General features: G+C 44.3%; 35 protein-coding genes. All 35 read left to right on the plus strand.

The features are described from left to right. On the plus strand, positions 1–128 hold a 128-nt coding region (locus ACWB0I_RS11765), incomplete at its 5' end, for an EF-Tu C-terminal domain-related protein (protein WP_479388301.1). Positions 129–147: 19 nt separating this feature from the next. Beyond that, positions 148–456: a 30S ribosomal protein S10 gene (gene rpsJ, locus ACWB0I_RS11770; protein WP_479388263.1), complete on the plus strand. Its 309-nt coding sequence runs from the start codon at positions 148–150 to the stop codon at positions 454–456. A gap of 22 nt (positions 457–478) precedes the next feature. Next, positions 479–1,099, plus strand: coding sequence for a 50S ribosomal protein L3 (gene rplC / locus ACWB0I_RS11775; RefSeq protein WP_479388264.1), 621 nt, complete (start codon positions 479–481; stop codon positions 1,097–1,099). A gap of 17 nt (positions 1,100–1,116) precedes the next feature. After that, positions 1,117–1,746 carry a 50S ribosomal protein L4 gene (gene rplD, locus ACWB0I_RS11780; protein WP_479388265.1) on the plus strand — a complete coding sequence of 210 codons (630 nt, stop codon included), beginning with the start codon at positions 1,117–1,119 and terminating at the stop codon, positions 1,744–1,746. After that, entirely contained in the window at positions 1,743–2,042 is a 300-nt protein-coding gene (rplW, locus tag ACWB0I_RS11785; protein ID WP_479388266.1) for a 50S ribosomal protein L23, read from the plus strand. The genes rplD and rplW overlap by 4 nt, the downstream gene beginning before the upstream one ends. 20 nt (positions 2,043–2,062) lie before the next feature. Then, a complete protein-coding gene (rplB, locus tag ACWB0I_RS11790; RefSeq protein WP_479388267.1) occupies positions 2,063–2,887 on the plus strand; it encodes a 50S ribosomal protein L2 in 825 nt (274 codons plus the stop codon). A 17-nt stretch (positions 2,888–2,904) separates the two neighbouring features. After that, entirely contained in the window at positions 2,905–3,192 is a 288-nt protein-coding gene (gene rpsS, locus ACWB0I_RS11795) for a 30S ribosomal protein S19 (RefSeq protein ID WP_479388268.1), read from the plus strand. Between the two features lie 14 nt (positions 3,193–3,206). Next, a complete protein-coding gene (gene rplV / locus ACWB0I_RS11800) occupies positions 3,207–3,551 on the plus strand; it encodes a 50S ribosomal protein L22 (protein WP_479388302.1) in 345 nt (114 codons plus the stop codon). 24 nt (positions 3,552–3,575) lie between these two features. After that, a complete protein-coding gene (rpsC, locus tag ACWB0I_RS11805; RefSeq protein ID WP_479388269.1) occupies positions 3,576–4,211 on the plus strand; it encodes a 30S ribosomal protein S3 in 636 nt (211 codons plus the stop codon). Positions 4,212–4,233: 22 nt separating this feature from the next. Continuing rightward, positions 4,234–4,641: a 50S ribosomal protein L16 gene (rplP, locus tag ACWB0I_RS11810; RefSeq protein ID WP_479388270.1), complete on the plus strand. Its 408-nt coding sequence runs from the start codon at positions 4,234–4,236 to the stop codon at positions 4,639–4,641. 14 nt (positions 4,642–4,655) lie between these two features. Further along, positions 4,656–4,865, plus strand: a complete 210-nt coding sequence (rpmC, locus tag ACWB0I_RS11815) for a 50S ribosomal protein L29 (RefSeq protein WP_479388271.1) — start codon at positions 4,656–4,658, stop codon at positions 4,863–4,865. 10 nt (positions 4,866–4,875) lie between these two features. Then, positions 4,876–5,136 carry a 30S ribosomal protein S17 gene (rpsQ, locus tag ACWB0I_RS11820; protein WP_479388272.1) on the plus strand — a complete coding sequence of 87 codons (261 nt, stop codon included), beginning with the start codon at positions 4,876–4,878 and terminating at the stop codon, positions 5,134–5,136. 12 nt (positions 5,137–5,148) lie between these two features. Then, positions 5,149–5,517: a 50S ribosomal protein L14 gene (gene rplN / locus ACWB0I_RS11825; protein ID WP_479388273.1), complete on the plus strand. Its 369-nt coding sequence runs from the start codon at positions 5,149–5,151 to the stop codon at positions 5,515–5,517. Positions 5,518–5,538: 21 nt separating this feature from the next. After that, positions 5,539–5,874: a 50S ribosomal protein L24 gene (gene rplX / locus ACWB0I_RS11830; RefSeq protein ID WP_479388274.1), complete on the plus strand. Its 336-nt coding sequence runs from the start codon at positions 5,539–5,541 to the stop codon at positions 5,872–5,874. A gap of 18 nt (positions 5,875–5,892) precedes the next feature. Further along, the gene (rplE, locus tag ACWB0I_RS11835) at positions 5,893–6,447 is read left to right on the plus strand and encodes a 50S ribosomal protein L5 (protein WP_479388275.1); all 555 of its coding nucleotides are present in this window, start codon (positions 5,893–5,895) and stop codon (positions 6,445–6,447) included. A 23-nt stretch (positions 6,448–6,470) separates the two neighbouring features. Then, the gene (locus ACWB0I_RS11840) at positions 6,471–6,656 is read left to right on the plus strand and encodes a type Z 30S ribosomal protein S14 (protein ID WP_006928925.1); all 186 of its coding nucleotides are present in this window, start codon (positions 6,471–6,473) and stop codon (positions 6,654–6,656) included. 20 nt (positions 6,657–6,676) lie between these two features. Next, positions 6,677–7,075: a 30S ribosomal protein S8 gene (gene rpsH, locus ACWB0I_RS11845; protein ID WP_479388276.1), complete on the plus strand. Its 399-nt coding sequence runs from the start codon at positions 6,677–6,679 to the stop codon at positions 7,073–7,075. Positions 7,076–7,093: 18 nt separating this feature from the next. Continuing rightward, the gene (gene rplF, locus ACWB0I_RS11850; RefSeq protein WP_479388277.1) at positions 7,094–7,636 is read left to right on the plus strand and encodes a 50S ribosomal protein L6; all 543 of its coding nucleotides are present in this window, start codon (positions 7,094–7,096) and stop codon (positions 7,634–7,636) included. A 17-nt stretch (positions 7,637–7,653) separates the two neighbouring features. Continuing rightward, entirely contained in the window at positions 7,654–7,992 is a 339-nt protein-coding gene (gene rplR / locus ACWB0I_RS11855) for a 50S ribosomal protein L18 (RefSeq protein ID WP_479388278.1), read from the plus strand. Between the two features lie 17 nt (positions 7,993–8,009). After that, a complete protein-coding gene (rpsE, locus tag ACWB0I_RS11860) occupies positions 8,010–8,516 on the plus strand; it encodes a 30S ribosomal protein S5 (protein ID WP_479388279.1) in 507 nt (168 codons plus the stop codon). Between the two features lie 22 nt (positions 8,517–8,538). Beyond that, complete coding sequence (rpmD, locus tag ACWB0I_RS11865) at positions 8,539–8,742, plus strand: 50S ribosomal protein L30 (RefSeq protein ID WP_479388280.1); 204 nt, start codon at positions 8,539–8,541, stop codon at positions 8,740–8,742. A 17-nt stretch (positions 8,743–8,759) separates the two neighbouring features. Then, the gene (gene rplO / locus ACWB0I_RS11870; protein ID WP_479388281.1) at positions 8,760–9,200 is read left to right on the plus strand and encodes a 50S ribosomal protein L15; all 441 of its coding nucleotides are present in this window, start codon (positions 8,760–8,762) and stop codon (positions 9,198–9,200) included. Then, positions 9,197–10,525: a preprotein translocase subunit SecY gene (secY, locus tag ACWB0I_RS11875; protein ID WP_479388282.1), complete on the plus strand. Its 1,329-nt coding sequence runs from the start codon at positions 9,197–9,199 to the stop codon at positions 10,523–10,525. The genes rplO and secY overlap by 4 nt, the downstream gene beginning before the upstream one ends. 6 nt (positions 10,526–10,531) lie before the next feature. Further along, entirely contained in the window at positions 10,532–11,281 is a 750-nt protein-coding gene (map, locus tag ACWB0I_RS11880; protein ID WP_479388283.1) for a type I methionyl aminopeptidase, read from the plus strand. Positions 11,282–11,292: 11 nt separating this feature from the next. Next, entirely contained in the window at positions 11,293–11,514 is a 222-nt protein-coding gene (gene infA, locus ACWB0I_RS11885) for a translation initiation factor IF-1 (protein ID WP_006928934.1), read from the plus strand. A 12-nt stretch (positions 11,515–11,526) separates the two neighbouring features. Beyond that, the gene (rpmJ, locus tag ACWB0I_RS11890) at positions 11,527–11,643 is read left to right on the plus strand and encodes a 50S ribosomal protein L36 (RefSeq protein ID WP_006928935.1); all 117 of its coding nucleotides are present in this window, start codon (positions 11,527–11,529) and stop codon (positions 11,641–11,643) included. 20 nt (positions 11,644–11,663) lie between these two features. Beyond that, positions 11,664–12,035 carry a 30S ribosomal protein S13 gene (gene rpsM / locus ACWB0I_RS11895; RefSeq protein ID WP_479388284.1) on the plus strand — a complete coding sequence of 124 codons (372 nt, stop codon included), beginning with the start codon at positions 11,664–11,666 and terminating at the stop codon, positions 12,033–12,035. 22 nt (positions 12,036–12,057) lie between these two features. Next, on the plus strand, positions 12,058–12,450 hold the full coding sequence (gene rpsK, locus ACWB0I_RS11900; protein ID WP_479388285.1) for a 30S ribosomal protein S11: 393 nt from the start codon (positions 12,058–12,060) through the stop codon (positions 12,448–12,450). A gap of 17 nt (positions 12,451–12,467) precedes the next feature. Then, a complete protein-coding gene (gene rpsD / locus ACWB0I_RS11905; protein ID WP_479388286.1) occupies positions 12,468–13,082 on the plus strand; it encodes a 30S ribosomal protein S4 in 615 nt (204 codons plus the stop codon). Between the two features lie 29 nt (positions 13,083–13,111). Continuing rightward, the gene (locus tag ACWB0I_RS11910; protein ID WP_479388287.1) at positions 13,112–14,104 is read left to right on the plus strand and encodes a DNA-directed RNA polymerase subunit alpha; all 993 of its coding nucleotides are present in this window, start codon (positions 13,112–13,114) and stop codon (positions 14,102–14,104) included. Between the two features lie 19 nt (positions 14,105–14,123). Beyond that, complete coding sequence (gene rplQ, locus ACWB0I_RS11915; RefSeq protein ID WP_479388288.1) at positions 14,124–14,723, plus strand: 50S ribosomal protein L17; 600 nt, start codon at positions 14,124–14,126, stop codon at positions 14,721–14,723. A 131-nt stretch (positions 14,724–14,854) separates the two neighbouring features. Further along, a complete protein-coding gene (locus ACWB0I_RS11920) occupies positions 14,855–15,913 on the plus strand; it encodes a glycoside hydrolase family protein (RefSeq protein WP_479388289.1) in 1,059 nt (352 codons plus the stop codon). Between the two features lie 30 nt (positions 15,914–15,943). After that, positions 15,944–16,717, plus strand: coding sequence for a ParA family protein (locus ACWB0I_RS11925; RefSeq protein WP_479388290.1), 774 nt, complete (start codon positions 15,944–15,946; stop codon positions 16,715–16,717). A gap of 13 nt (positions 16,718–16,730) precedes the next feature. After that, entirely contained in the window at positions 16,731–17,768 is a 1,038-nt protein-coding gene (locus ACWB0I_RS11930; protein WP_479388291.1) for a response regulator, read from the plus strand. A gap of 17 nt (positions 17,769–17,785) precedes the next feature. After that, the gene (locus ACWB0I_RS11935) at positions 17,786–18,241 is read left to right on the plus strand and encodes a chemotaxis protein CheW (protein ID WP_479388292.1); all 456 of its coding nucleotides are present in this window, start codon (positions 17,786–17,788) and stop codon (positions 18,239–18,241) included. Position 18,242: the final 1 nt, after the last annotated feature.

Below are 18,242 nucleotides of genomic sequence, written 5' to 3' on the forward strand. Positions count from 1 at the left end.
CTGGTGATAACATCACTATGGAAGTAGAATTGCAGAAAGAGATCGCTCTGGAGAAAGAGTTGCGTTTTGCAATTCGTGAGGGCGGTCGTACGGTAGGTGCTGGTGTTGTTACAGAAATTATTGAATAAAAATTGAAGAGGTGGAAGCGTGGCTAATCAAAAAATAAGAATTCGGCTCAAAGCATACGATCACAATTTGATCGATAAATCTGCAGATAAGATTATTCGTACAGCCAAAGCCACCGGTGCGGTGATTTCGGGGCCCATCCCCTTGCCGACCGATCGATCGGTTTACACCGTTTTACGCTCACCGCACGTTAATAAAAAGTCGCGAGAACAGTTCGAGACAAGAATTCACAAAAGATTAATCGATATTTTGAACGCTACCGGTAAAACAGTGGATGCATTGATGAAATTGGAATTACCGGCTGGTGTGGATATTGAAATTAAAACCTGATAAGCAAGCTTCGGAGTGAGTAATGGCTGGTATTTTAGGATATAAGATAGGAATGACGCAGATCTTTGATGAGAATGGTCTGGTGGTGCCGGTAACCGTGGTCAAGGCAGGCCCCTGTTACGTTACCCAGATCAAAACCAAAGAGGCTGATGGTTACGATGCTGTACAGCTGGCCTTTGGCGACATCAAAGAAAAGCGTGTGACAAAGCCTCTGCTTGGACATTTCAAAAAAGCCGGTGTAGGTCCCAAACGCCATCTGGTAGAATTCGATTTTGGTGCAGACCATGGTTTAAAAGTGGGCGATGAAATTAAGGTCGATATTTTAAAACCAGGCAATGCGGTAAAGGTTTCCGGCAAAAGTAAAGGCAAAGGGTTTCAGGGGGTCGTTAAACGGCATGGATTTGGTGGCGGACCCAAAACGCACGGTCAGTCCGATCGTTTACGCGCCCCAGGTTCCATTGGTCAAAGTTCATACCCCTCCCGAGTATTCAAGGGCATGAAAATGGCCGGGCGCATGGGAGGCAAACGTCATACGCTGGTTAATGTTAAAGTTGTTAAAGTAGATCCGGAAAATAATTTACTGTTCCTTAAAGGGGCAGTGCCTGGTGCCCGGAATTCTTTGGTAGAAATTAGAACTAAATAAGCTGGAACAGGTGCATCATGAAGGTAAATGTTTACGGAATAGATGGACAAAAGACGCAGAATGAAATAGAATTGGATGACAGGGTTTTTGGCATTACGCCCAATGACCATGTGATCTGGCTGGATGTGAAAGCCATTCTGGCCAATCGTCGTCAGGGAACCCACGCAACAAAAAATCGTTCCGCGGTTTCTGGCGGCGGTAAAAAACCGTTCCGTCAAAAAGGCACCGGACGTGCCAGACAGGGTACGATTCGTGCGCCGCACATGGTTGGCGGTGGCCGCGTATTTGGTCCTCAACCGCGTGATTATTCGCAAAAGGTGAATAAAAAGGTGAAAAAACTGGCGCGTCGATCAGCATTGAGTTACAAGGCTAAAGAAAACAAGGTGATGGTTGTGCAGGATTTTAACTATGAAAAGCCTTCGACAAAAGATATTATCAGTCTGTTGAAAAATCTGAATCTGGAAAATAAGAAGGTTCTGTTGTGTACAACCGCATATGCGCCAACCCTGGTTAAGTCTGCAGCTAACCTGTACAATGTGCAGGTGCGTGAAAATATCACCTTTTCCACCTATGATGTGTTAAGGGCAGACACCGTATTGTTTCAGGAAGGCGCTGTTAAAAAAGTTAATGAGGTACTGGCCCAATGAAAGAGAAACAGATATTAATTGCACCGATTTTCACCGAAAAGATGGCCCGTTTACAGGATGAATTGAACAAGTACGCTTTTAAGGTCAACAATAAAGCCAATAAAATTGAGATCAAACAGGCCGTAGAAAAGAAATTTGGTGTTAAGGTAAAATCTGTGCGCACCATGGTGGTGTACGGGAAGAAACGTTCACAATTAACGCGAGCGGGGCGCTTTGAAGGCCGTCGTCCGACATGGAAGAAGGCTATTGTGACCCTGCACGAAGGTGAATCAATTGATCTATTTACAAATGCTTAAAATGCGAGTGGAGTAGTCTGATGGGAATCAAAACATATAAACCGATAACGCCGGCATTGCGCTTTAAGACGGTAAGTGATTTTGCTGAAATTACCACCGATACCCCGTATCGTCCGCTGCTGCAGCCCTTAAAAAAGAGCGGGGGACGTAACAATAATGGACGCATTACTTCACGTCACCGGGGCGGCGGTCATAAACGCAGATATCGTATCATCGATTTCAAAAGGGACAAGAGAGATATTCCGGCAACCGTGGAGACGATCGAGTACGATCCCAATCGTACGGCACGCATTGCTCTGGTAAAATATGCGGATGGCGAACGGCGCTACATTTTAGCTCCGGACGGTCTGAAGGTAGGCGATACCATCATGGCTGGAGAAAAGGCTGAGATTCGCGTGGGCAATGCCCTACCCATGGAGAAGATTCCTGTAGGTTTGACCATTCATGCCATTGAGTTGCGGGAAAAGAAAGGCGCTCAATTGGTACGTAGCGCGGGTACTTCGGCGCAATTGGCGGCCAAAGAAGGAAAATTTGCCCTGGTAAAATTGCCTTCCGGCGAAATGCGTAAAATTCATGCCCGCTGTTACGCTACGATCGGTCAGGTGTCCAACATTGATCACATGAACATTTCAATTGGTAAAGCAGGCCGTTCGCGCTGGTTGGGGCGTAGACCCCATGTGCGTGGTGTGGCCATGAACCCCATTGATCATCCGATGGGCGGTGGCGAAGGCAAAACCTCGGGCGGTGGCCATCCGGTTTCGCCCTGGGGCCAGTTAGCCAAGGGGTTTAAAACGCGTAAAAAGAACAAAAAGTCAGATGCTTACATCGTAAAGCGTCGTAAATAAATGGAGAGAATGCAGGCATGGCAAGATCAATAAAAAAAGGACCCTATATTGATTCCAGTTTGATGAAGAAAATTCAAAAGCTGAATGAAGAAGGGAAAAAAGTAGTTGTCAAAACCTGGGCCCGGCGCAGCATGATTCCGCCGGATTTTGTAGGCCATACCATTGCTGTTCATAACGGGCACAAATTTGTACCGGTGTACATCAGTGAAAACATGGTAGGACATAAACTTGGTGAATTTGCCCCGACGCGCACTTTTAGAGGGCATGGTGGTAAGTTAGCGGAAAGAATGAGCCGCGTAAGATAAATATGGAGTAAATGATGGAAGCTGTTGCAAAAACCAAATATATTCGAGTTTCACCACGAAAAATGCGTCAGGTTTTGCAGTTGGTCAAAGGGAAGAGCGTAGAAGAAGCGCTGGACGTGCTGCACTTTACCAACAAGCGGGCCGCAAAACCGATCAGTGCAACCATTCGTTCGGCTTTTGCCAATTTAGGACTTAAAGAAGAAGGCCGGCGCCTGGACATGCGGGAGGTTTGGATTAAAAAAGCGTACGTCGATGGTGGGCCAACCTTAAAACGGTTCCGTCCTATGTCCATGGGGCGCGCCGGACGCATTAGAAAACGGACATCACATCTAACCATCGTGGTTGAACATTTGAGCTAAGCGATAAATAGAGGAGAATCAGGTTTGGGACAGAAGACAAATCCGATCGGCTTGCGTTTAGGCATTATTAAATCCTGGAACAGTAGCTGGTTTGATCAAAGAAATTACGCCGAAAAATTACATGAAGATCTAGCGATTCGTAAATATCTTCGTGAGCGTCTTTCTAAAGCGGCGGTTTCAAAAATTGAAATCGAGAGAACAGCCAAGCGTGTCACCATCAGCATTTACACAGCGCGTCCAGGAATCGTGATCGGAAAAAAGGGCGCAGAGGTGGAAAAATTGCGTCTTGAATTGCAGGGATGGACAAAAAAAGATATTCAGATCAATATTAACGAAATTAAAAAGCCGGAATTAGATGCCTATCTGGTGGCCGAAAACATTGCTCGCCAGATCGAAGGCAAAGTGAGCTGGCGTCGGGCCATGAAAAAAGCCATTACGTCGGCCATGCGTTTAGGCGCCGAAGGAATTAAGATTATGTGTTCCGGCCGCCTGGGAGGGGCTGAAATGGCCCGTTCCGAAATGTACAAAGATGGCCGAATTCCCCTGCATACCCTGCGTGCAGATGTAGATTATGCGCAGTACGATGCGGTTACCACGTATGGTACCATCGGGGTTAAGGTCTGGATTTTTCATGGTGAAGTTATTGGTAAGGTACTGTAGCAGAGAGTAGGAGTTCGTTCTCATGTTAATGCCCAAAAGAGTAAAATATCGTAAACAACAGCGTGGCCGAATGAAGGGCAATGCGCAGTCCGGTCATTACATTGCCTTCGGTAAATACGGGTTAAAGGCCCTGGAACCGGCCTGGATCACCAGCCGCCAGATTGAAGCGGCCCGTATTGCGATCACACGTCATATTCGTCGTGGTGGTAAGGTGTGGATTCGTATTTTCCCGGACAAACCGGTGACTAAAAAACCGGCCGAAACACGCATGGGCAAAGGAAAAGGTTCGCCTGAATATTGGGTGGCTGTTGTCAGACCGGGGCGCATCCTGTTTGAGTTGGAAGGCGTTTCTGAAGAGCTGGCCAAAGAAGCCATGCGTTTGGCCTCACATAAATTGCCCATCAAAACAAAATTTGTGGTTAGCGAATAGCGGGAGTAATAGCAATGAAAAGCAAAGAAGATTTGAAGGGCTTAACTCTGGAAGAATTACAGGCGAAACTGGCCGAAGCAAAAGAAGAATACGAAAATTTATTGTTACAAAAAGCTACGCATGAGTTATCCAATCCCATGCGTATTCGTACCGTTCGTCGCGAAATTGCCAGAATAAAGACTTTTATCAGACAACATGAATTAGGAATTTTACAACAAAAGTAGTGGGTAAACTATGGAAACAAAACGTGGCTTGCGTAAAGTTCGAGTCGGAACTGTAGTCAGCAACAAAATGGATAAAACAATCACTGTGGCGGTAGAACGTCGATTCAGACATCCGATCTACGGTAAGTTTGTAAAAAAGACGGTGAAGTTTAAAGCGCACGATCCCAAAAACGAGTGTAGCGAAGGTGATGTAGTAAAAATTATGGAGACCAGACCGCTCAGCAGAACCAAACGCTGGCGTCTTGTTGAAATTGTAGAAAAAGTGAAATAGGGAATCTGAAAAATGGTACAAGAATACACTAAACTCAACGTGGCTGACAATTCGGGTGCTCAAAAGGTGATGTGCATCCGCATTCTGGGGAGCTCCGGTAAAAAATACGGTACCATTGGCGATATCATCGTGGTTTCGGTCAAAAGCGCTATTCCTGGCGGTCAGGTTAAAAAAGGTGATGTGGCCAAAGCCGTTATTGTCCGGACCAAAAAAGAAATTCGCCGTGCGGATGGAACATATATCCGCTTTGATGATAATGCCGCTGTATTGCTCGATAATCAGTTGGAACCCAGAGGGACCCGTATTTTTGGCCCGGTTGCCCGCGAACTGCGCGAAAAACAATTTATGAAAATTGTATCTTTGGCACCAGAAGTATTGTAAAATAAGACGGGATGGAAAAAAATGAAAATTCGTAAAGGCGATACAGTAAAAGTTATTGCTGGTTCTTACAAATACAAAGGGAAAATTGGCAAGGTGCTTAAAGTATTCCCTGATAAAGAACGCATTATTGTGGAAGGCGTTAATCTGGTTAAGCGACACATGCGTCCCAGCCAGCAAAACCCTCAGGGCGGCATTATTGAAAAAGAAGCGCCCATTCATGTTTCCAATGTAATGTATTACAATACAAAATTTAATACCACAACTCGCATTGGGTATAAGTATTTAGATGATGGCAGCAAAGTGCGTTATTGTAAGAATCCCGAATGTCAGGGCGAAATAATTCCTGATAATGAATAGCGATGATGGAGTAGAACAATGGCAGATTATTATCCGAGACTTTTAGAAAAATACCAGAAAGAAGTCGTACCGCACCTGATGGAAAAGTTTGGTTACAAAAATATTCATCAGGTACCCAAGCTGGTCAAAATCAGTATTAATGCAGGCGTCGGAGAGGCCACACAGGACCCTAAGGCCCTGGAGGGAGCCATTAACGATTTGATGGTCATTACCGGTCAAAAACCTGTTGTAACCAAAGCACGCAAATCGGTATCTAACTTCAAGTTGCGCCAGGGCATGAAAATTGGGGCCAAGGTGACCCTGCGAAAATGGTACATGTGGGAATTTTTAGATCGTTTTATCTCAGTGGCCGTACCGCGCATTCGAGATTTCAGAGGATTTTCTGATAAGTCCTTTGACGGACGCGGTAATTATTCCCTGGGCATACGCGAACAGATCATCTTCCCTGAGATCAATGTTGACAATATCGATAAAATTCGCGGTTTTGATGTTACCTTTGTAACCACAGCCAAAACCGATGAAGAAGGGTACGAATTGTTGAAAGAATTAGGTTTTCCATTCAGAAAAAAATAATGTAAAATGAAGAGGAATCAGGTTTGGCACGTAAAGCATTAATCGTAAAACAGAGACGGAAACAAAAATTTAAAGTTCGCGAGTACAACCGTTGTCAGCGTTGTGGCCGGCCACGCGCGTACTACCGCAAATTTGGTCTATGTAGAATCTGTTTCCGTGAATTAGCCCTTCAGGGCGAAATACCCGGCGTAATTAAGGCGAGCTGGTAGTTGGAAAGGAGACTCAGTAAATGTCAATGACAGATCCAATTGCAGATTATCTCACTCGCATTCGCAATGCTTTGCATGCGCGTCACAAATATGTGGATATTCCTGCTTCCAATTTAAAACGCAAAATTTCGCGTATTTTGTTGGAACAGGGATATATTAAAAAATACATCGTAATTGATGATGGCAAGCAGGGCATTATCCGAATCTGGCTAAAATACGATGAAAATAACGAACCGGTGATTACGCATTTGGAACGCGTAAGCAAACCCGGGCGTCGTGTGTATGCCGATAGCGATAATCTGCCACGAGTGATGAATAATTTAGGAATTGCCATATTAACAACTTCCAAAGGTGTGCTCACTGAGCGACAGGCAAAGCGTTTGAATGTCGGTGGTGAAGTATTGTGTTACATCTGGTAATGAATAGGAGAAGATAAAGTGTCACGTATCGGAAAGTTACCAGTTCCAATTCCGGAAAAAGTTTCGGTCGATCTACAGGCTAATAATTTTATGGTGGTTAAAGGGCCTAAGGGTGAATTGCAACGTCAGTTGCATCCTAAGATGACGATCGAGGTGAAAGAAAATGAAGTGGTAGTAACGCGCCCGGATGATTCGAAGTTTAGCCGTTCTTTGCATGGCTTAACCCGGCAGTTGATTGCCAATATGATCGAAGGCGTTGAAAAGGGCTTTAGTAAAAAATTGCAAATTATTGGTGTGGGATATCGCGCTGAAATGAAGGGTAAAAAATTGGTTCTGACCCTGGGATATTCGCATCCCATAATTTTTACGGCGCCGGATTCCATTACCATCACAACGCCCAGCCCAACCGAAATTATTGTTTCCGGAATTGATAAAGAACTTGTGGGTCTGATTGCTGCCAAAATAAGAAGTTTTCGTAAACCGGAACCATACAAAGGTAAAGGAATCCGCTACGAAAATGAATATGTACGTCGTAAAGCAGGTAAGGCAGCAGGTAAATAAAGCATAAGGTGAGAGCGATGTCCAGAAAAATTAAGAGAAAAAAGAAAATAGTTGGAACAACGGAACGTCCAAGACTGGTTGTTTACCGTAGCAACCGATATTTACATGCCCAGCTGGTAGATGATAGCCAGCGTAAGGTTTTGATGGGTATGTTCGATAGGAGTAAAGTTGCGGCCGAAGCCGTTAAACAGGGTAAAACAAAAACCGAAAGATCAAAAATCCTGGGTAAAATTTTCGCTGAGCAGGCTAAAAAGCTAAAAGTCAGTAAAATTGTATTTGACCGTAATGGCTATCACTATCATGGCCGTGTAAAAGCCTTTGCCGATGGCGCAAGAGAAGGTGGATTGGATTTTTAAAAGATTAGGAGATTGTTGTGGTTGAACGTATCAATCCAAGTGAATTAGAGCTAAAAGAAAAAGTCATTCAAATTAATCGTGTTGCCAAGGTGTTAAAAGGCGGTCGTCGCTTTTCATTCAATGCGGTGGTCGTGGTTGGCGATGGCAAGGGAGTGGTCGGTTTAGGTCTTGGCAAAGCCAACGAAGTTATCAATGCCATTGCTAAAGGCACGGAACAGGCCAAAAAGAACCTGGTGCGCGTGTCGGTCATCAATGGCACCATTCCGCATCCGGCAAAGAGTAAATATGGTGCAGCCTACGTTGTGCTGAAGCCGGCAGCGCCAGGTACTGGGGTAATCGCCGGTGGACCGGTGCGCGCTATCTGCGAAGCTGCAGGCATTACGGATATTCTGACCAAGAATGTCGGTTCTAATAATGTGCACAATGTAAGCAAAGCCACCTTTAACGCATTAAAAGAGATGCGCAGCGCAGAAGAAGTAGCTAAAAAAAGAGGGATTCCTCTTAAAAAATTATTCCGTGGATAATTAGTGACAGGGAATGGAAATTATGGCAAAGAAAAAGAAAGCAGCAGAAAAGAAGATAAAAATTACGCAGGTCCGAAGTTTGATCGGACGGCCGGAAAAGCAGCGCCGTACGATTAAAGCCCTTGGTTTACATCGCATGAACCATAGCGTAGAGCATGTTGCTACACCGCAAATATTAGGAATGATCAATAAAGTACGCCACCTGGTTAAAGTGGAAGAGCTTTAGGAAAGGAATCATAGACGATGGATTTAAGTCAATTACGTCCAGCAAAAGGCGCTACAAAAAACAGAAAACGCATTGGCCGTGGCCAAGGTTCCGGGCAGGGCGTTACAGCAGGAAAGGGCAATAAAGGCTATCGTTCCCGTTCCGGAGCGAAACGGCGCGCCTGGTTTGAAGGTGGACAGATGCCCTTGCAACGTCGCTTACCCAAATTTGGTTTTAAAAATATTAATAAGGTCATTTTTCAGGTTGTCAATGTGGGCGATCTGGCCAAATTAGCCGATCTGGAAACCATCACCAAAGAAGATCTGTTTAAATCCGGTCTGATTCGCAAAAAGAATCAACCGGTTAAGTTGCTGGGTGATGGAGAGCTTGATCGCAAAATTACTATTCAGGTCGATGCGGTAAGTAAATCGGCTAAGGAAAAAATCGAAAAAGTTGGAGGCGTAGTTACTTTAACATGATGCTGGAAACATTTCGAAATATCTTTAAGATTGGCGATTTAAGGAGAAAAATCCTTTTCACTTTGATGATTCTGGGCATTGAACGGATTGGCACGCATATTGTAACTCCAGGAATCGATACGGCTGTGCTGGCAGAAGGATTTCGCCAATTCCAGAACACCCTGTTTGGTTTGTATGACCTTTTTGCTGGTGGCGCGTTTAAAAAGGCAGCGATCTTTGGCCTGGGCATTATGCCTTACATCTCGGCGTCCATTATCATTCAGCTCTTGGGCGCGGTTATTCCATACTTCCAGAAGCTGCAAAAAGAGGGTGAAGAAGGCCGTAAAAAAATCATGCAATACACGCGCTATGGAACGCTGCTTATTTCGGCCATGCAAGCCTTTGGCGTTGCCATATTTTTGCAAAGTATCCAGTTACCGGATGGACGCCTGGCCGTTCCCAATCCGGGCCTGGGATTTCAGTTGCTGACTATGGTTTCCATGGCCTCCGGCACCATGCTTATCATGTGGTTAGGAGAGCTAATTGATCAACAGGGCATTGGCAATGGTATCTCGCTCATCATTTTCATTGGCATTCTTGCCCGATTTCCGGCTGCCATCATGGAAGAATATCAGCAGTTTACCATTGGGCAAAGAGGTCTGTTGGCCGAAATTATGCTCATTGGCCTGGCTTTGGTTGTGATCTATTTTATTGTTCTGCTCACGGAAGGAACACGTAAAATCCCCGTTCAATATGCCAAACGGGTTGTGGGGCGTAAGGTGTATGGCGGCGTAAACACGCATTTCCCCTTAAAAGTCAATACAGCGGGTGTGATGCCCATTATTTTTGCCCAGGCTATTATGTTTGTCCCGTCAACCCTGTTGACCTTTTTGCCCGATAGCGACTTTTTCCTGTCGCTGCAGCAGCTGTTTTCCATGGATTCCTGGTTCTATTGGATCGTGTATGGTTTGATGATCGTCTTTTTTACCTATTTTTACACAGCGATTGCCCTCAATCCGGTTGAAGTGGCTGAGAACCTGAAAAAACAGGGCGGCTTTATTCCAGGCGTTCGTCCTGGTAAAAAGACCCAGGAATTTTTAGACAATATTTTAACCAGGATTACCTTACCGTCCTCCATCTTTTTAGCCATCGTGGCCATTATTCCGGCCATGCTGGCCAAGTGGGCCAAAATTCCTTACAGTCTGGCCTCCTTTTATGGAGGAACTGGTTTGTTAATTATTGTAGGGGTTGCGCTAGACTTTTTGCAGCAGGTCGAATCCCATTTATTCATGCGTCATTACGATGGCTTTATGAAATCAGGACGTGTACGCGGCCGACGTGGTTAATGGAGCATGGTTTTTCTTAAATCAGATCGACAGATTGCTGCAATTCAGAAAAGCAATGAAATTGTAGCAGAAGCTTTAACGTTCATTGAAAAATTTATCGAGCCCGGGGTAGAAACTCGGCTTCTGGATCGCGAGATCGAAAACTTTATCCTTAAGAAAAAGGCCAAACCCGCTTTTAAGGGGCTGTATGGTTTTCCGGCGGCCACCTGTATTTCGGTGAATGATGTGGTGGTACATGGCATTCCGGGAAAGTACAAATTGAAAGATGGCGATATTGTCGGCATCGATATTGGCGTGGAACTGGATGGCTATTTTGGAGATGCAGCCTACACATTCTTGGTGGGCAATGTCAGTTTGCCGGTGCGCAGGTTGTGCCAGGTAACGGAAGAGAGCCTTTACAAGGGGATAGAGCAAGCCAGAGTTGGGAACCGGGTAGGCGATATTTCCGCGGCCATTCAGGAGCATGTCGAAAGACATGGCTATTCGGTGGTCCGCGAGTTTGTCGGTCATGGGGTTGGTATTAAACCGCATGAAGACCCTCAGGTACCCAATTATGGGAAAGCGGGCACCGGCATGAAGTTGAAACGGGGCATGGTTCTGGCTATTGAGCCCATGATCAATATGGGAAAGCACGAAGTTTACGTGGAAAGCGATCAATGGACCGTGCGCACAGCGGATGGGAAGCCATCGGCGCATTACGAACATTCTGTGGCTATCTTAGATGATGGCCCGCTAATCTTATCAAAAAGAAAGTAGGAGAAAAGGTTTTGGGTAAAAAACAAGAAGCCATACGTGTAGATGGAGTAATTAAAGAAACATTGCCCAATGCCTCATTTATTGTTGAACTGGAAAATGGCCATGAAGTGCTGGCCTACATTTCCGGAAAAATGCGCATGCATTTTATTAAAATATTGCCAGGAGATAAAGTAAGTTTGGAATTATCTCCATACGATTTGACTCGTGGTAGAATAGTTTACAGATATAAATAGAAGGAATGTGCGATGAAAGTGAGAGCCTCAGTAAAGAAGATTTGCGACGGATGCAAGATCGTGCGCCGTAAAGGTGTCGTACGTGTAATTTGTAGTAAAAACCCAAAACATAAACAACGTCAAGGTTAACAGGATAATAGGAGGCAATTTTGGCTCGTATAGCAGGTGTCGATCTACCTAAAAATAAACGCGTGGTTATTGGCTTAACCTATATTTATGGAATTGGCCGCCCTTCGGCCCAGAAAATTTTAGCCGATGCAGGTGTCGATGAAAATGTGCGCGTTAAAGATTTAGCAGATGAAGATATTCGTAAGATTCGTACGATCATTCAGAACGAATATAAAGTAGAGGGTGCGCTTAAAGCCGAAGTGAATATGAACATCAAACGGTTGATGGATATCAACTGTTATCGTGGCATTCGTCACTATCGCGGGTTGCCGGTTCGCGGTCAACGCACCAAGACCAATGCACGTACGCGCAAAGGCCGTAAACGTGTTGTTGGCGCTAAAAAGAAAAAATAAAGTGAAATTGGGGAGATAAAAATTGGCATCACCAAAACGAAGAAGAACACAAAAGAAAAAAGTTCGTGTTGAGCCACATGGTAAGGCCCATATTAAGGCCACATTTAATAATACGATTATTTCTATTACGGATATTTACGGAAATGTGATATCCTGGGCATCGGCCGGTGTTGTGGGCTACAAAGGATCACGTAAAAGTACGCCTTTTGCCGCCCAGGTCGCTGCTGAAAATGCGGCCAAACAGGCCATGGATATGGGCTTACAGAGCATAGATGTTGAAGTAAAAGGACCGGGTTCCGGTCGTGAAGCCGCTATTAAAGCATTGCAGGCGGCAGGGTTAAATATTTTATCGATTCGTGATGTGACACCCATTCCACACAATGGGTGCCGGCCACCTAAGAAAAGACGCGTTTAAAGTTATGGAGATGGTAAATGGCAAGATATAAGGGACCAAGAGGAAAAATTGTCCGTAAATTCGGCGAAAACATTTTTGGAAATCCAAAGTTTGATCGGTTGCTGGCTAAAAAGCCTTACCCGCCCGGTCAACATGGTATGAAGCGTAAAAAAGTGAGTGATTATGCCTTGCAATTGCGCGAAAAGCAAAAAGTAAAATACATGTACGGACTGCTGGAAAAACAGTTCCGCCGTTTCTTTAGCAAGGCCGAGCGCATGAAAGGCGTAACCGGTGAAAATCTGTTGCAGTTGCTGGAAAGCCGTCTGGATAATACGGTTTACCGACTTGGTTTTGCTATTACCAGAGCGCAGGCCAGGCAGATGGTGTTACATCGTCATATCATGGTGAATGGCAAAGTGGTCAACATACCGTCTTTTATTTTGAAACCGGGCGATGTCATTCAGGTGCGCGAAAAAAGCCGGCGGTTAGCCATGTTCCATGAGGCTCTGAAACGGGTAGATGCCGATCGCATGTTGCCCTGGCTGGAACTGGACAAAGCTAACATGACCGGAAAATTCCTCGATCGTCCAAAACGCGAGGATATTCCTGTTAATGTTCAGGAAAGTATGATTGTAGAGTTGTATTCTAAGTAAAATAGTAATTATTGGAAGATAAGGTGGTTATGAACTTATCGAATTTTCAAATGCCAGAAAAAATTGAAGTTGATGACGCAACATATAAAAATACCTATGGACGGTTCATCGTCCAGCCTTTAGAAAAAGGCTACGGAGTTACCCTGGGTAATATGATGCGTCGTGTATTGCTCTCTTCGTTAGAAGGAGCGGCTATTACAGCCATTAAAGTGAATGATGTACAGCACGAATTTTCTACCATTGAAGGTATCTACGAAGATTTGCCGGAAATTATCCTCAATTTAAAGCAGCTGCGCCTTAAATTGCTGGATAAGGCTCCGGAGAAAATCGTATTGCGTTTGAAAGGGCCGATGGAGTTTACGGGTAAAACTGTGCAGGAAAATGCAACCAATCTGGAAGTTTTAAATCCAGACCTGCATATTGCCACCCTGAATGAAAAGGCCGTTTTAAACATGGAGCTGTACCTGGGCACAGGACGGGGCTACAATGTTGCCGAGGAAAACAAGAATGAGGATATGCCCCTGGGTGTTATTCCCATCGATTCTATTTTTTCTCCGATTTTAAATGTCAATTACACTGTAGAAAATACGCGTGTGGGGCAGAGAACAGATTTTGAAAAGCTGGTGCTCGATATTACGACCGATGGAAGCATCACGCCGGATGAAGCCCTGACCCAGGCTGCGAAAATCATTAAAGAGCACTTGCAGATATTCGTCAATTTCGATATTGAATCTCAGGAAGAAGAGAAACAGGAAATTGACGAAGAAACCCTGCGCATTCGCAAGCTGCTCAAGATGAGTGTGGATGAGCTGGAACTTTCGGTACGTTCACACAACTGCCTGAAAGCAGCCAACATCAAAACCATTGCCGATCTTGTGCGGCGCGATGAGCAGGAAATGCTCAAATTCAAAAACTTTGGACGCAAATCCTTGACCGAATTGTCCAAAATCTTGCAGGAACGTGGTTTACAGTTTGGTATGGATGTAGATCAATATCTAAAACCCGAAGAGAGTAAAAAATAGCTTAGAATAGGGATTTGAGATGCGACACAGAAAAAAAGGAAATCACTTAGGAAGGACTGCCAGCCACAAAAAAGCATTGATGCGTAATTTGGCGGCTCAAGTCTTTGAACATAAAGAGATTCGTACGACCCTGGCTAAAGCCAAAGAACTGCGGTCTTATGTCGAACGTTTGATCACCTATGGTAAAAAGGGAACCTTGCACCATAGGCGCCTGGCTTTTCAGTTTTTACAAAACAAACAGGCCGTTAAAACGCTGTTCGATGAAATTGCTCCCATGTACGAAAATCGGGCTGGCGGCTACACACGGATTATCAAATTAGGCAATCGTCAGGGAGATAATGCAGCTATTTCTATTTTCCAGCTGGTAGGTTTCGAAAAAATAAAGCCCAAATCGGAAAAGAAGAAAAAGACCGAAGGCAAGAATAAACCTGCGCCTAAAAAAGAACAGGAAGTTTCAACCGTTGAAGAGCCGGTTGAAACTTCAGGCGAGGCAACGCCTGCCGCTGAAGAACCGGAAGAACAAACGGCTGAAGTAAAGGAAGAAACGCCAGCTGATCCCGAAAAAGCCGAATCTGAAGAAACAGAAAAAGAAGATTCTCAGGAAAGTAAAAAAGAATAGTAATTTTCCTCCCTCCCTAAAAGAGCCATCTGTAATGTTTTGCAGGTGGCTTTTTTTTATCTGTGCCTCTTTCTTGCATTGAGTCCAACTCTTCTCTATATTTATTTTCATTAAAAATATAGAGTTATTCTATGGCAAAGTACTTTTTTTGTTTGATATTATTACTCTTGAATCCTTTGGTTGCCCAGCAACGGGGGCTCTGGATTGTCAGACATTCTCTGAATTCTGTGCAGGATCTGGAGCGCCTGGAGCAAATTCAGCAAAAAATAGGATTGAGCGATATCTACCTGCAGGTAAGAGCATTGGGTTCCAACGTTTATGAACAAACCGCAAACCATCCGCTCTTTTTGGACGAGATAGTTCGTTTCTGCCAGTTACATGGCATCCGTCTCCATGCCTGGATTAATGTGAATTACATCTGGAGTAGTGAACAGCCTCCTTCCGGCCAAAACCATCCCTTTCGGCTGGATGCCGATCATTTGATGAGCAATGCGCAGCAAGATGAACCTGATTTACATCAATTGAGAGAAAAGGGCGTCGAGGGATTTTTTGTAGATGCTGAGGCTTTTGCCAATTACCAACAGGTGTCGGCCTTAATTAAGCATCTACTGCTCGACAAACAATTGGATGGAATCCATCTCGATTATCTGCGCTATCCGGGGCAGGGATTTATCTTTTCCAGGTATTTACGAACCAAATTTATGAAAAAGTACTACATCGATCCCCGCTTGTATTTTAGTGAATTATTGCCCGATCTGGAAGGTCAAAAGCGGTATCAAAACTTTTTACTAAACGAACTCAATAATTTAGTCGAGAATCTGCGTAATGTTGTTAAAGGTTTTAAAAGGGACGCTATTTTTTCGGTGGCGGTAAAGCCAGATTTAGCAGCGGCCCGAACAAACTACTATCAGGATTGGCTACACTGGCTAAAAAACGCGACATGCGATCAGGTGCTGATCATGAATTATGCGCCGGATGATTATGTGTTTAATAAAAATCTAATAGGCGCAGAAAAAATCGCCTTCAGTCACAAAATTATCTGTGGCATTGGCGCTTATTATCTGGATCAGAAAAAGTTAGAACAGCGAATCAATATTGTTGAGCGATCAAAATTGGGAGGATTTGCCCTTTTTTCTTTTACGACCATTAAAGAGCAGCCAGAAATTTTGTCTCTGGTGAAACGAAGATAAATGCAAATGTATTGATGGAAAACGGAACTTATGGGAAAAATTTTGGTAGTTGCCGGTCAAAAGGGTGGAATTGGCAAGACCACAACAGTAGTCAACTTAGGGGCAAGTCTGGCCATTTTCAATAAATCGGTCCTGTTGGTCGATCTTGACCCCCAGGGCAGCATTGGAATTAGTTTTCAATTAGATGAATATCATGTTAAATTAGGCCTGTACGATGTCATTATTAATGATCTGGCGTTAACTAACGCCATCGTAAACAGCGCTCTCGATAATCTGGACATCGTGCCCATGAATATCAGAAGTGAAGAGATGGAAGTTGAACTCTATTCCAAGGCGCTAAAGATCGATATGCTGGACACGATTTTGAAACCGGTACGTAGTTTGTATGACTACATCATCATTGATTGTCCGCCTAATTTAGGCGCCATGACTCTGAACGGCCTGGTTGCAGCCGATGAAGTACTAATTCCGGTTTTAGGCGAATACTATGCCTTAAAATCGTTGGGTAAATTTTTAAATACATTGAAAAATATCAGCCGAAAATACAACCGCAAACTCAAAATCGCGGGGATATTAATTACCATGTACGATAACCGGATAAAAAAGCAGCGGGAAATAAGCCGCTATTTGCGCGAGACCTTTAAAAACCTGGTGTTTCAGACGGTTATCCCCAGAAATTCACGAGTGGCAGAAGCGCCGGCCGTTGGCAAGCCGGTCATTTTACACGATATTCGTTCCAAAGGCGCTTTAAGTTATTTAAAATTGGCAGAAGAGATTTTGGAAAGAGATAATAAAAAACAATAGAAAGGATGGAATCGTGGAAAAATTTTATATTCGAACCACTGACCTTGAGAAAAAAGTCCATTCTGTAAAGTTACCGTATCTGGCCTGGAAGGTATTGTTCTTATTGGCAGAAAAGCAATCGGTTAAAAACCTAACTGAACTTTTAGATGAAAAAGTGGAGCATGTAGAGAAAGCCATTTCCATATTGGAAAAGGAAGGTCTGGCCCAGGAAGCCGTGGAAGCCGAACAGGAAGCGGCGCCTGTTGAAGAAGAAAAGGAACCGGAAAAGGTTGAAACCGAAGGCAAGAAAGAAGAAATAGCCGTAGAGCAACCAGCTGTTTCAGAAGAAGCCCCTTCTGAAGAGCCAGCTTTAGAAGAGCCGGTCGCAGAGCCATTAGCAAAAGCAGAGCAGCTTGCGGAGGCCCTGCAGGAGGAGGAAGCGGAAGAGGAGGAAGAAGAGAGCGGGCTGGAAGAAAGCGACGAATTTAAGGGAATTGGCGATTTTGAATTACCTGAAATGGAAGAGGAATCGGATCTGGAAGAAGAAACCTCCGAACTGGAATCAAAAGTTTCTGAAATGGAAGAACCCGAGTCGGAGATCGATCTGGTGCAGGTAGAAGAAGAAGCGACGGAAAAGTTAGAAGTCGATTTTGAAAATATAGAAGAACCTGCGGTAGAAGAGGAAGTACAGGAAGAAAAAATAGAGCGCGCGAGCGCGCCCAATCTACTGGTGATTGACGACAGCATTGTAATCCGCAAGATGGTAGAGCTGGCTTTAGAAGGAGAAGATGTGATTTTAGATGCAGCCACCAGCGGAAAGGAAGGTCTTAAAAAACTGGATGAGGTTAAACCGGATATTGTAATTCTGGATTTAATGTTGCCCGACATTAGCGGCATCGATCTGTTAAAGACCATCAAAGCCTCTCTGGGGATTCCGGTTATCATGTTGTCGGGGAAAGATTCGCCGCAGATGATTGAAAAAGCCAAAGCCGAAGGGGCCGATGCCTTTTTGCCCAAACCCTTCAGGGATGAAGACCTGGTGAAAACCATTCATGAACTGTTAAAAAAATAAGCGTAAAGTGAAAAGTTATGAATAGCGAAGCTCGAGTTTCTCTGATAAAACTTTCGGATCAGTATTTTGCCATAGAAATTAAGTACATTCGTGAAGTTTTACCTTTACCGCAGATTACAAGAGTGCCTAATGTGGATCGACAGTTTATAGGAGTGTTTAATCTACGCGGCAAAATTGTACCGCTAATTGATATCGGTCCGGTATTAAAAATAGAAAATCTGGAACTCAAACCTAATTACTTTGTGGTCTATTGTGTGGTGAACGGTAAATACGCCGGCCTGTTAGCCGAAAAAGTGCTGGAAATGCGCGATCTGGAAACCGAACAACTCCATGTGCCGGGAACGGAAGTCAATCCCGAATTATTGCCCTACATTTCTGCGATTTATGAAGATAACCAATATGGGGCCATTTATGTGCTGGATATGATTTCGATCTTTGAGTCAGCCGAAATCAATAAATATCGTTTTGAATAGC

This window comes from Caldithrix sp., from assembly GCF_056497305.1.